This window comes from Tessaracoccus sp. OH4464_COT-324 (assembly GCF_003932855.1).
Lineage (GTDB): Bacteria > Actinomycetota > Actinomycetes > Propionibacteriales > Propionibacteriaceae > Arachnia.
This window is the reverse complement of sequence record NZ_RQYZ01000001.1, coordinates 71,190-83,007: the sequence shown is the minus strand read 5'-3', so window position 1 is coordinate 83,007 and position 11,818 is coordinate 71,190. Positions and strand designations below refer to the sequence as shown.

The window sequence follows — 11,818 nt, the reverse complement described above, 5'->3', positions numbered from 1 at the left end:
TCAGCAGACGCTCACCTGCGGCTCGCCCACCTCGCCCAGCTCGTCGGCGATGCGCTGAGCCTCAGCGATCAGGGTCTCGACGATCTCCGCCTCGGGCACTGTCTTGATCACCTCTCCCTTGACGAAGATCTGCCCCTTGCCGTTGCCGGAAGCCACCCCAAGGTCGGCCTCGCGGGCCTCCCCCGGGCCGTTCACGACGCAGCCCATCACCGCAACCCTAAGCGGCGCCTGCAGCCCTTCGAGGCCCTTCGTCACCTGCTCGGCGAGGGTGAAGACATCCACCTGCGCGCGGCCGCAGGACGGGCACGAGACGATGTCCAGCTTGCGCGGCCGCAGGTTGAGGGACTCCAGGATCTTCACCCCCACCTTCACCTCCTCGACGGGCGGCGCGGAGAGCGAGACGCGGATCGTGTCGCCGATACCCTGCCCGAGCAGGGCGCCGAAGGCCACCGAGGACTTGATGGTCCCTTGGAATGCCGGCCCGGCCTCGGTGACGCCCAGGTGCAGCGGGTAGTCGCACTGAGCGGCGAGCTGCTGGTAGGCGCGAACCATCACCACGGGGTCATTGTGTTTGACGGAGATCTTGAAATCACCGAAGCCGACATCCTCGAACAGCGATGCCTCCCACAGGGCCGACTCGACGAGGGCCTCCGCCGTCGGAGCACCGTACTTGGCCAGCAAGCGCTTGTCGAGCGACCCGGCGTTCACGCCGATCCGAATGGAAACGCCCGCGTCGGTGGCGGCCCGCGCAATCTCGGCGACCCGGTCGTCGAACTGCTTGATGTTGCCCGGGTTCACGCGCACCGCCGCGCAGCCCGCGTCGATGGCCGCGAAGACGTATCGGGGCTGGAAATGGATGTCCGCGATGACCGGGATCTGCGACTTCTTGGCGATGATGTGCAGCACGTCGGCGTCGTCCTGGCTGGGCACCGCCACCCGCACGATGTCGCACCCAGCCGCCGTCAACTCGGCGATCTGCTGCAGCGTCCCGTTGATGTCGGTGGTCTTGGTGGTGCACATTGACTGCACAGAGACCGGTGCGTTGCCCCCCACCAGCACCTTGCCCACCCGGATCTGCCGCGATTCGCGGCGTGGCGAGATGGTCATCGGGGCGGGAGCGGGCATGCCAAGGCTTACGGTCATGCTGGTGATTCTAGTCGGTGGTGCGCGAAGCTAGAGCAACCTGAGCGGCGAAACAATGTCTGCGATGATCAACACCAGACCACCCAGCAGGAGGAATCCGCCCACCACGAAGATCATGGGCAGCCCCTTCGCGGTGTCCAGATGCCCGGGATCGGGTTTACCGAGCAGTCGGTACGCCTTGCGACGCACCCACTCGATCAGCGCGCCCGCGATGTGTCCGCCGTCCAGAGGCAGCAGCGGAACCAGGTTGAGCAACGCCACGAACAAGTTCACCGAGCCGAGCAGCGAGAACCACGTCGCGATGCGATCGCCGATCGGGATCCGTTCGCTGACACTGATCTCGCCAGCCACGCGGCTGGCGCCGACGATCGAAATGGGCGAGTTGATGTCGCGGGGCCGACCGAGCACCAAATCCTCCGCCACCCGGTAGACCCTGACCGGGAAGTTCGCCAGTGCCACGGCGGACTGCTTTGACATGTTCCACATCTGCTGTGCGGTAGCGATCGGCCCGAGCCTGCGCTGCTCGATGGCTGGGACCACGCCGAGAAAGCCCACCTCAACCGTCTGCGTCGGGTCCAGCTTGTCTGGCAGCTGGTTCAGCCGAGTCCGAACCACAGGCAACTCGATCTCCCGACCCTCGCGGAGCACCACGACGCGCGCCTCGCCGTCCCGGTTGGCGCGGATCAGGTCGCTCATCTCGTCCCAGTCGGTGAGCCGCACCCCGTTGAACGCGACGATGACGTCGCCGGGCAGCACACCGGCCTCTTTCGCGGGCGTAGCCGGGTCGTCGCTGGCGCACACCTGCGGCTTACGATCCGTGGGGATGACGCAGTCGCTCACCGCGCTCACGCTGAGCGTAGAGACGTAGGAACCGTGCACCAGGTTGATGCTGAGGAAGATGAGGAAGGCCAAGACGATGTTCATCAGCGGGCCACCCAGCATGACCGTGATCTTCTTCCAGGTCTTCTGCTGGTACAGCAGCCGGCCCTCGTCCGCCGGTGTGATATCGGCCCACTCGCCAGCCCGCGCCTCGTCGGCCATGCGGGTGAGCCAGTTGCGCCTCTCGCCAGGCTTCGCTTTCGGGTACATGCCGACGAGCCGCACGTATCCCCCCAGCGGGATCCACTTGAACCCGTACTCGGTTTCGCCGCGCCTCACCGACCAGATTCGCTTGCCGAAGCCCACGAAGTACTCCGTCACCTTCACGCCGAACAGCTTGGCAGGAACCAAATGGCCGATCTCGTGCAGCGCGATCGACGCCATGATCAAAGCGAAGAAGAGGACGGCGAAGACAATTGTCAGCAGGATCTCCATGCTCACTCCTTGGTCAGTTCGGTGGCGCGGTTCCGCCCCCAGCGGTCGGCTTCCAGCACGGCAGTCAGACTGAGCGCGCTGTCCGGCACGTGCGCGCCGCTCAGGTGCTCATCCAGACAGCGTTCGATCACCTCTGTGATGCTGAGGAAGGGTAGCCTTCCTGCGCAGAACGCGTCCACGCAGGCCTCGTTGGCCGCGTTGTACACGGCGGGGGCGGTTCCTCCCGCCTTTCCCGCGCGGCGGGCCAGTTCCACGGCGGGGAAGGTCTCGTTGTCGAGCGGTTCGAACGTCCAGGAAGCCGCCTTGGACCAGTCGCAGGCCGCTGCGGCGTCAGGGAGCCGCTCCGGCCACGTCAGCGCCAGCCCGATCGGGAGCCGCATGTCGGGGGGCGAGGCCTGGGCCATCGTCGACCCGTCGCAGAACTCGACCATCGAGTGGACGACCGACTGCGGGTGCACGGTGATGACGATATCGTCGAGAGCCACGTCGTAAAGCAGCGCGGCTTCCAGCAGTTCCAACCCCTTGTTCACCAGGGTGGCGGAGTTGATCGTGATCACCCGCCCCATGTCCCAGGTGGGGTGAGCGAGCGCGTCGGCGACGCCGACTGTCGCCAGTTCTGCGCGCTTCCGGCCCCGGAACGGCCCGCCACTGGCGGTGAGGATCAGCCTGCGCACCTCCGCCGACCTGCCCGCACGCAGCGCCTGCGCGAAGGCCGAGTGTTCCGAGTCCACGGCGACGATCTGGCCGGGTCGGGCGGCCTGAGTCACGAGCCGCCCGCCGATCACCAGGGATTCCTTGTTGGCCAGCGCCAGCCGTGTGCCCGCTTCGAGCGTCGCCAGGGTTGGCCTGAGGCCTGCGGCTCCCGTGATGGCGTTCACCACGACGTCGGCATCGGCGCGCGCCAGCTCGACCGATGCCTCCGGGCCGAGCAGCAGCTTCGGCAGCTGATACTGTCCGGCCGCCCAGCCTCGGCGCTCCGCGACAGCGTACAGCGCCGACTGCAGAGCCCGCGCCTTCGTCGCATCAGCCAGAGCGACCACCTCGGGTGCAAAGTCCACCACCTGCCTGGCGAGCAGCTCGATCTGGCTGCCCGATGCGGACAATCCAATGACACGGAACTGATCCCGCCGCGACGAGATGACGTCGAGGGTCTGGGTACCGATGGAGCCGGTCGAGCCGAGCAGGACAACACTTCGCACGTTGCCCAGTCTGGCACGATGGGGGAAGTGCTACGCAATCACCCGCGAGGAGAAGCAGGAATTGGCTGGTCTGGACATCATGGAAACACCCGACGGCCCGTTCGGGTTCATCGTGGACGGGGATGAGTTGATCGCCGCCGGATGGAGCGGGGACCCGCAGCGGTTGCTCGCCCACGTTCACCCGAGTCTGCGCCCCAGGCGGCTCGACGATTCGCCGAGCTACCTGCGAACGGTCCGCCTCCTCGTGGCCGACTACTACGCAGGTGACCACTCGGCCCCGGCTCGCGCCGAGGTCAAGCAGCTCTCCGGCGAGTTTCGGCTGGCCGCCTGGCGCGCACTGCGCGAGGTGCCTGCAGGCCAGCTGGTGAGCTACGCCGAATTGGCCGAGCTGGCCGGCCGGCCCAGCGCGGTGCGCGCGGCGGCGAGCGCGTGCTCACGCAACGCGGTGGCCCTGTTCGTTCCCTGCCATCGGGTGGTTCGCTCGGATGGGTCCCACGGAGGCTTCGCCTACGGCCTGGACCTGAAGGAGCGCCTGATCGGACGGGAGCTTTCGCGGTGACCCCGGCCGCAACCAGCTCCGGGTGCCCGAAGGGCATCCTCCGCTGGGCCAACGACCACGGCTACGAACCCGCTGAGGTGATGCGGCCGAGCCCCAGCGGCCGGGTCACGGCGCGCCTGACCCGGGCCGAATGCCCGACGTTGTACGCGAAATGGTCGGGCGGGGATCTGCTCGACGAGGCGGAGCGGCTCAGCTGGTTGAGCGGTAGGTTCGCCTCTCCCCCGATGGTCGACTACCTCGCCACTGACGCCGGTTCGCTGGTGGTGACGGCCGCGCTGCCGGGGAGCCCAGCCGTTGATGGCCGCTGGGCGAGCCGCGGCGAGGAAGTGGCGTCAGCGCTGGGCGAGGGCCTGGCGAGACTGCATTCTCTCCCGGCAAGCGACTGCATCTTCGATGCCCCGGCCTGGCTGAACGACGACGTCGGCGACGAGATTGCGGTGCTGCACGGCGACCCTCAGGTGAAGAACCTTCTACTGGACTCCGGTGGGTCCTTCGCCGGCTTCGTGCACGTCGGCTACCTCGGACCCGGCGACGTCTGGGCCGACCTGGCCGTGGCGACGGCTTCCCTGGTGGAGCACTTCGGGCCGGTGCTGGTCCCGTTCTGGGCGGCCTACGGCCGAGCCCCCGACGAGGACCTCCTCGCGCACTACCTGGCCCAGTGGGCGCCGGGTCCCGGCCTCGGCTGAGGCCCGGCGCTCCCTGGCCCGGGATCAGACGACCCCGAAGGCGTGCATCGCGTTGGCCACCTTCTCGAAGCCCGCGATGTTCGCGCCGGCCACGTAGTTGCCCGGCATGTCGTAGCTCTCGGCGGTCTCGGCCACCTGCTCGTGGATGTTCTTCATGATCTCGTGCAGGCGCCGCTCGGTGTACTCGAAGTCCCAGGAATCCCGGGAGGCGTTCTGCTGCATCTCCAGCGCCGATGTGGCCACGCCCCCGGCGTTCGCGGCCTTGGCTGGGCCAAACAACACGTCGGCCTGCTTGAACGCCTCGATGCCCTCGGGGGTGGTGGGCATGTTCGCGCCCTCGGCCACCGCGAGCACCCCGTTGGCGATCAGGGCGGCAGCCTGGTCTCCGTTGAGTTCATTTTGGGTGGCGCACGGGATCGCGATGTGGGTAGGCACGTCCCAGATGCTGCCCACCGTGGCCAGCCGCGCCGAGTCGCGGCGGGCCGCGTAGTCCGCCACCCGACCCCGCTCGACTTCCTTGACCTGCTTGAGCAGTTCCAGGTCGACGCCGGCCTCATCAACGACGTAGCCCGAGGAGTCGGAGAAGCCGATCACCTTACCGCCCAGCTGGTGCACCTTCTCGATCGCGTAAATGGCGACGTTTCCGGAGCCGGACACCGTGACCGTCTTGCCGTCGAAGCTGTCGCCCCGGGTCTTGAGCATCTCCTCGGCGAACCAGACGGTGCCGTAGCCGGTGGCTTCCTTACGGACCAGGGAGCCGCCCCAGTCGAGGCCCTTCCCGGTGAGCACGCCGGCCTCGTACCGGTTGGTCAGACGCTTGTACTGGCCGAACAAGTAACCGATCTCCCGGCCGCCGACGCCGATGTCGCCCGCGGGCACGTCCGTGTACTCGCCGAGGTGGCGGTACAGCTCGGTCATGAAGGACTGGCAGAACCGCATGATCTCACCATCCGAGCGGCCGTGCGGGTCGAAGTCGGATCCGCCCTTAGCGCCGCCGATGGGCAGGCCGGTGAGCGAGTTTTTGAAGATCTGCTCGAAGCCCAGGAACTTGATGACGCCCAGGTAGACGCTCGGGTGGAACCGCAGACCGCCCTTGTACGGACCAAGCGCCGAATTGAACTCGACTCGGAAGCCGCGGTTCACCTGAACCTCGTTGTTGTCGTCGGTCCACGGCACCCGGAAAATGATCTGGCGTTCCGGCTCGCAAATCCGCTCCAGCATCTTCCATTGAAGGTACTCGGGGTGACGCTTGACCACGGGATCCAGTGACTCGAACACCTCGCGGACAGCCTGGTGGAACTCGGCCTCACCCGGATTTCGGGCAATGACAGTCTCGTATACGGCTTCGAGAGCTTGATCCATGTTCGTCTCCTATTCGATGTACCAACGTTACGGAGTCTAGGCTGGCCCAATCTACTCGATATTGCCCTTGCACCGCCGTCAAACCTGGGGCTGCGCGCCCGGCTCAGTTCTGCTAGAGTGCGCACTCGCTTCCGCTCAGCACTCCCTTCCGCCCACAAGCTAGGCGGTTGGCAGCGGTGAAGTCCGGCTCGTCTCCTTGGTGGTTGCACCGCGGGAGGGCACAGTCGGCTCCGCTCACGCCACGGGTTCTGCCGCTGCCAGCTGGCCGCAGGCACCGTCGATGTCCGAGCCACGGGTGTCGCGCAGCGTGACCGGCACCCCACGCCGCTCAAGCACCTCGATGAACGCGCGCTCGTCGGACTTCCGCGACGCGGTCCAGCGTGAGCCGGGCGTCGGATTGAGCGGGATCAGGTTGACGTGCGCCCAATTCCAGTCTCCGCGCCGCTTGAGCACGTTGGCGAGTTGCGTGGCGTGGCTCACCTGGTCGTTGATGTCGCGCATCATCGCGTACTCGATGGAGACGCGCCGCTTGGTCTTATCCGCGTAGCTCCAGGCGGCGTCCAACACCTCATCCACATTCCACTTCTGGTTGATCGGCACTAGCTCGTCGCGCAGCTCGTCGGTGGGTGCGTGCAAGCTGAGCGCGAGCGTGAGGGGCAGGCCCTCGTCGGACAGCTGCTGCATCCTGGGAACGAGCCCGACGGTGGAGACCGTGATGCCGCGCGCGCTCATGCCGAAGCCGTTGGGGGCGGGTGCCAGGAAGGTGCGGATCGCCCCCAGGACCGCCTGGTAGTTCGCCATCGGCTCGCCCATGCCCATGAAAACGATGTTGTTCAGCCGACCCTTTGCCTCGGGCATGATGCCGCTGGCCAGGATCTGATTAGCGGCAAGCACCTGGGCGACGATCTCCGCCTGCGACAGGTTGCGCTTCAACCCACCCTGACCGGTGGCGCAGAATGGGCAAGCCATGCCGCACCCGGCCTGCGATGAGATGCACAGCGTCGTGCGCCCCGAATAGCCCATCAGCACGGACTCCAGCAGTGAGCCGTCGTGGAGGCGCCACAGCGTCTTGATCGTTTTTCCCTTGTCAGCGGTCAGCTGTTTCACGTGCGTGAGCAGCCGCGGAAACAACTGTTCCCCCAGCTCACTCCGGATGGCGGCCGGCACATCTGTGAACCTGGTGGCGTCGTCCTCCAGCCGGTCGAAGACGTGGCGCGAGATCTGGTCTGCCCGAAACTTGGGCAGCCCCATGCGCTCCACGGCCGCTTTGCGTTCGTCGACGTCGAGGTCGAACCAGTGCTTGGGCGGCTTGCCACGGCGCGGGGCTTCGAAGACCAGGGGAAGCTTCTTGGGAGCAGTCAAACTTAGGAACCCATCGTCAGGTTGAGGATGAACCAGCCGACGGGGAAAGCCATCAGCATCGAGTCGAGACGATCCATCACACCGCCGTGCGCGGGCAGCAGGTTGGACATGTCCTTGATACCAGCATCTCTCTTGATCAGCGACTCCACCAAATCGCCCACAGTGGCCGCAACCGAAAGTACCATGCCCATCGGAATACCGACCCACCAGTCGATCCCCAGCAGCCAGTGGCAACAGGCCACCGCGACAGCGGAGGTCCAGAACAGGCCGCCGGCGAAGCCCTCCCAGGTCTTGCTTGGACTGATCCGCGGGGCCATCTTGTGCCTGCCGAGCAGCACGCCGGTGGCGAAGGCCCCCGTGTCGGAGGCGATGACGCACGCGATGATGGTGGTGATTCGCGCCGCCCCGTTCTCGGGGGCCATCAGTAGCGAAACGAACATCCCGATCAGGGGGATATAGGCGATGATGAACGCGCTCGCCGCGACATCGCCCAGGAAGCCTTCGGGTCTGCCGCGGAACAGGCGGGCCACGAAAGCGGCCAGCACGGTGCCGCCCAAGGTGGCGGCCGTGAAGGTCATCGGGGCGATGCCCACCTCGGGGTGTGCGGAAACCCAGTACACACCCAGCAGACTAACCGCCGTGCCGACGCACACCGGCCAGGTCTCCGCCCGCATCTCTTTCAGCGCCAGTGCCCGGCTCACCTCCACCGTGCCCAGGCACAGCAAAACAGTGACCGCAACGATGAAGAGCCACTGCGACCACAGCAGGCCTGCGACGATCGGCGCAGCCAACGCAAGCCCGACCCCGATGGCGACCGGCAGATTCCGGCCCGCCTTCGGGGTCTTTCGTGGGACTACCGGAGGGTTCAAACCTCCATCAGCTCCTGCTCCTTGCGCTTGAGCACGTCGTCAATCAGGTCGACGTGCTTCTTGGTTTCCTGGTCGATCGTCTTCTCCGCGCGGGCCAGGTCGTCCTTGCTGATCTCGCCATCCTTCTCCAGCTTCTTCAAGGCGTCCATGGCGTGCCGGCGGGCATTGCGCACGGCGATGCGGCCATCCTCAGCCTTCGACTTCGCCAGCTTGGTGTATTCCTTGCGCCGCTCCTCGGTAAGCTGCGGCATGACGCAACGAATCGAATTGCCGTCATTCGACGGGTTGACGCCGAGATCGGCCTCGCGGATCGCCTTCTCGATCGCGCCGATCGAGGAGCGGTCGAAAGGCGTGATGAGCATCGTGCGGGCGTCAGAGGACGTGAAGGTGGCGAGCTGCTGCAGCGGCGTGGGCGCGCCGTAGTACTCCGCGGTGAGCTTGCTGAACATCGCGGGATGCGCACGACCAGTGCGAATCGTCGCGAGATCCTCGCGCGTGTAGTCCACCGCCTGCTGCATCTTGGCTGCGGCTTCCTTTTCGGTCTCGGCGATCATGCTGATCGTTCCTTCCTATCGGTTGTTTGATTAGCGGGAGACGGAGGTACCGATTTCGTCGCCCGCGACGACGCGGGCAATGTTGCCGGGCTTGGAGAGGTTGAAGAAAATCAGATCCAGATCATTGTCGCGGGCCAGGGCAATCGCCGTCGCATCGGCAACCTTGAGATCCTGGGCGAGGAACTCGTCGTAGGTGAGGTGGTCGTACTTCTTCGCTTCTGGATTGGTGCGCGGGTCGGAATCGTAGACGCCGTCCACTCCCTGCTTGCCCATCAGCAGGACTTCGGCGCCGATTTCCAGAGCGCGCTGCGCGGCAACGGTGTCGGTGGAGAAATACGGCATCCCCGAACCGGCGCCGAAGATGACCATGCGGCCCTTCTCTAGGTGGCGCTCAGCGCGCCGAGGGATGTACGACTCCGCCACCTGACCCATCGTGATAGCGCTCTGCACCCGGGTGTCGATGCCTTCCTTCTCGCAGAAGTCCTGCAGGGCCAGGCAGTTCATGACGGTGCCCAGCATCCCCATGTAGTCGGCGCGATCCCGAGCCATGCCGCTTTCGCTGAGTTCGGCGCCACGGAAGTAGTTTCCACCGCCCACGACGACCGCCACCTGCGTGCCGGAGCGCACCACGTCGGCGATCTCCTTGGCGATCTGCGACACCACCTCCGGGTCGACGCCCAGCTTGCCGCCACCGAACACCTCGCCGGAGAGCTTGATCAGCACCCGCTGAAACTTCCTACCCATGTGACCCTCCTGATATGGCTGTGCGCCGCGAGGATCCCCTACGCGGCGCACGCCACTTTACTGTGTTTTGGTTCGTTTGGAGAGCTGGCGAACGATCAGCCCTCGACCGCGAAGCGCACGAAACGGGTCACGGTCATGCCCTGGGCGCTGAGGACGGCGCCGACGGACTTCTTGTCCTCCCACACAGCCATCTGGTCCACGAGGCAGACGTCCTTGAAGAAGCCGTTCAGTCGGCCCTCGGTGATCTTCGGCAGCGCGGCTTCCGGCTTGCCCTCCTCACGCGCGGTGGCCTCGGCGATGCGCCGCTCGTTGGCGACCACATCCTCCGGCACCTCCTCGCGGTTGATGAACTGCGGACGCATGGCGGCGATCTGCATGGCCACCTGGTGCGCCAGAGTCTCGTCACCACCGGTGTACTCGACGAGCACGCCCACCTGCGGGGGCAGGTCGGAGGCGCGGCGGTGCAGGTACAAGTGAGTGGTGCCGTCGAAGTTCGCGACGTTGCCAAGCTGCAGGTTCTCGCCGGTCTTCGCGCCGAGCTCCTTCACCGCCTCCTCGACGGTCTTGCCGTCCAGGTCGGCAGCGTTCGCGGAGGCCACGTCGGTGGCGCCAGCGGCGCGCACGGCCTCGACGATCTGGTCGCCGAGTGCGACGAACTCAGCGTTCTTGGCGACGAAGTCGGTTTCGGCCGCGAACTGCACGAGCACGCCGTTGGAGCCCGCAACGATGCCGTTGGTGGCCTCGCGGTCCGCGCGCTTGGCCATCTTGGCGAGGCCATGCACGCGGAGGATCTCCACAGCCTGATCGAAGTCGCCTTCGGCCTCAGTGAGGGCTTTCTTGGCGTCCATCATGCCCGCGCCGGTGAGTTCGCGGAGCTTCTTTACGTCTGCGGCGGTGATTGCCATTGATGTTCCGTTCTGGTGGGTGATTACTTGGACTCTTCGGCGGCCTCTTCGGCCTGCTCGGCGACGGGGGTCTCTTCCTCGGCGGCGCCCAGCAGCTCGCGCTCCCAGTCGGGCATGGGCTCAGCCTCGACGGCCTCGCCGCCCCTGCCCTGCGAGCGCTCGATGAGGCCCTCGGCCACGGCGTCGGCGATGATGCGGGTCAGCAGACCGACGGAGCGGATCGCGTCGTCGTTGCCCGGGATCGCGTAGTCCACCTCGTCGGGATCGCAGTTGGTGTCGAGGATGCCCACGACGGGGATGTTCAGCTTGCGCGCCTCGTCGACGGCGAGGTGTTCCTTCTTGGTGTCCACGACCCAGACGGCCTGCGGCACCTTGGCCATGTCCCGGATACCGCCGAGGGTCTTGGCGAGCTTGTTCTTCTCGCGCTCCAGCTGCAGCAGTTCCTTCTTGGTGAGGCCGGATGCGGCCACGTCGCCGAAGTCCATGCCCTCGAGTTCCTTCAGGCGAGCCACGCGCTTGGCGACGGTGGGGAAGTTGGTGAGCATGCCGCCCAGCCAACGCTGGTTGATGTAGGGCATGCCGACGCGGGTGGCCTGCTCCGCGATCGCTTCCTGCGCCTGCTTCTTGGTGCCGACGAAGAGCACCTGCCCGCCGCGGGCCACGGTGGACTTGACGAACTTGTAAGCCTTGTCGATGTAGGTCAGCGACAGCTGAAGGTCGATGATGTAGATGCTGTTACGCTCGGTGAAGATGAACCGCTTCATCTTCGGGTTCCAGCGGCGGGTCTGGTGTCCGAAGTGGACACCGTTGTCGAGCAGCTGACGAGTGGTTACGACGGCCATGGCCGTTCCTTTCGCGGCCGACGTTGGTGCGGCCTGGTCGGGTGGGCGCGAGCCCACAGTGGTTTGGTCCTGATGCGCCCGGCCACTCCCATCCGCTAGGCGGAACCACGGGGCGCGGCCGGAGCCGATGGCTCTGAGCGCATGCGAAGTCACCCTCGCCGAGGGTGCGCCAAGGATTCTATCCGTACTCGCTTCCGGAAACCAACCAGCGCCCGGCCCGCTGGGACCCCGACGGGTGGACGCCACACCGCTCGACCGAGGGCCTCGAGCGGCCAGTTC

General features: G+C 66.2%; 12 protein-coding genes. 2 read left to right on the top strand and 10 right to left on the bottom strand.

Annotated features, from left to right (window positions below; all coding sequences use genetic code 11):
- From ispG to dxr, 3 genes are read right to left on the bottom strand one after another with little or no spacing between them, the layout of a single operon-like run.
- A complete protein-coding gene (ispG, locus tag EII42_RS00380) occupies window positions 1–1,143 on the bottom strand; it encodes a flavodoxin-dependent (E)-4-hydroxy-3-methylbut-2-enyl-diphosphate synthase (RefSeq protein ID WP_125170126.1) in 1,143 nt (380 codons plus the stop codon).
- 30 nt (window positions 1,144–1,173) lie between these two features.
- A complete protein-coding gene (locus EII42_RS00375; protein WP_125170125.1) occupies window positions 1,174–2,457 on the bottom strand; it encodes an RIP metalloprotease in 1,284 nt (427 codons plus the stop codon).
- Between the two features lie 2 nt (window positions 2,458–2,459).
- Entirely contained in the window at window positions 2,460–3,656 is a 1,197-nt protein-coding gene (gene dxr / locus EII42_RS00370; RefSeq protein ID WP_125170124.1) for a 1-deoxy-D-xylulose-5-phosphate reductoisomerase, read from the bottom strand.
- 1 nt (window position 3,657) lies between these two features.
- On the opposite strand from dxr, the gene EII42_RS00365 reads away from it, so the two are divergent.
- On the top strand, window positions 3,658–4,215 hold the full coding sequence (locus tag EII42_RS00365) for a methylated-DNA--[protein]-cysteine S-methyltransferase (RefSeq protein ID WP_233558205.1): 558 nt from the start codon (window positions 3,658–3,660) through the stop codon (window positions 4,213–4,215).
- On the top strand, window positions 4,212–4,901 hold the full coding sequence (locus tag EII42_RS00360) for a phosphotransferase (protein WP_125170123.1): 690 nt from the start codon (window positions 4,212–4,214) through the stop codon (window positions 4,899–4,901). Before EII42_RS00365 ends, EII42_RS00360 begins: the two co-directional genes overlap by 4 nt.
- A 24-nt stretch (window positions 4,902–4,925) precedes the next feature.
- On the opposite strand, the gene gdhA is transcribed toward EII42_RS00360, so the two are convergent.
- The 7 genes from gdhA to rpsB all read right to left on the bottom strand — a co-directional run bounded on the left by gdhA (window position 4,926) and on the right by rpsB (window position 11,539).
- Complete coding sequence (gene gdhA / locus EII42_RS00355; RefSeq protein ID WP_125170122.1) at window positions 4,926–6,263, bottom strand: NADP-specific glutamate dehydrogenase; 1,338 nt, start codon at window positions 6,261–6,263, stop codon at window positions 4,926–4,928.
- Between the two features lie 234 nt (window positions 6,264–6,497).
- Entirely contained in the window at window positions 6,498–7,625 is a 1,128-nt protein-coding gene (rlmN, locus tag EII42_RS00350) for a 23S rRNA (adenine(2503)-C(2))-methyltransferase RlmN (RefSeq protein WP_370318074.1), read from the bottom strand.
- Between the two features lie 2 nt (window positions 7,626–7,627).
- Window positions 7,628–8,494: a phosphatidate cytidylyltransferase gene (locus tag EII42_RS00345; RefSeq protein ID WP_125170121.1), complete on the bottom strand. Its 867-nt coding sequence runs from the start codon at window positions 8,492–8,494 to the stop codon at window positions 7,628–7,630.
- Complete coding sequence (gene frr / locus EII42_RS00340) at window positions 8,491–9,048, bottom strand: ribosome recycling factor (protein ID WP_370318073.1); 558 nt, start codon at window positions 9,046–9,048, stop codon at window positions 8,491–8,493. Before frr ends, EII42_RS00345 begins: the two co-directional genes overlap by 4 nt.
- 30 nt (window positions 9,049–9,078) lie before the next feature.
- A complete protein-coding gene (gene pyrH, locus EII42_RS00335; protein WP_125170120.1) occupies window positions 9,079–9,792 on the bottom strand; it encodes a UMP kinase in 714 nt (237 codons plus the stop codon).
- A 95-nt stretch (window positions 9,793–9,887) separates the two neighbouring features.
- The gene (gene tsf, locus EII42_RS00330; RefSeq protein WP_125170119.1) at window positions 9,888–10,697 is read right to left on the bottom strand and encodes a translation elongation factor Ts; all 810 of its coding nucleotides are present in this window, start codon (window positions 10,695–10,697) and stop codon (window positions 9,888–9,890) included.
- Window positions 10,698–10,720: 23 nt separating this feature from the next.
- Window positions 10,721–11,539, bottom strand: coding sequence for a 30S ribosomal protein S2 (rpsB, locus tag EII42_RS00325; protein ID WP_125170118.1), 819 nt, complete (start codon window positions 11,537–11,539; stop codon window positions 10,721–10,723).
- Window positions 11,540–11,818 lie beyond the last annotated feature (279 nt).

Excerpts from the sequence above, each read along its gene's own strand:
- tsf (WP_125170119.1), bottom strand. The coding sequence starts at position 10,697 with ATGGCAATCACCGCCGCAGACGTAAAGAAGCTCCGCGAACTCACCGGC.
- gdhA (WP_125170122.1), bottom strand. The coding sequence starts at position 6,263 with ATGGATCAAGCTCTCGAAGCCGTATACGAGACTGTCATTGCCCGAAAT.
- pyrH (WP_125170120.1), bottom strand. The coding sequence starts at position 9,792 with ATGGGTAGGAAGTTTCAGCGGGTGCTGATCAAGCTCTCCGGCGAGGTG.
- ispG (WP_125170126.1), bottom strand. The coding sequence starts at position 1,143 with ATGACCGTAAGCCTTGGCATGCCCGCTCCCGCCCCGATGACCATCTCG.
- EII42_RS00375 (WP_125170125.1), bottom strand. The coding sequence starts at position 2,457 with ATGGAGATCCTGCTGACAATTGTCTTCGCCGTCCTCTTCTTCGCTTTG.
- rpsB (WP_125170118.1), bottom strand. The coding sequence starts at position 11,539 with ATGGCCGTCGTAACCACTCGTCAGCTGCTCGACAACGGTGTCCACTTC.
- frr (WP_370318073.1), bottom strand. The coding sequence starts at position 9,048 with ATGATCGCCGAGACCGAAAAGGAAGCCGCAGCCAAGATGCAGCAGGCG.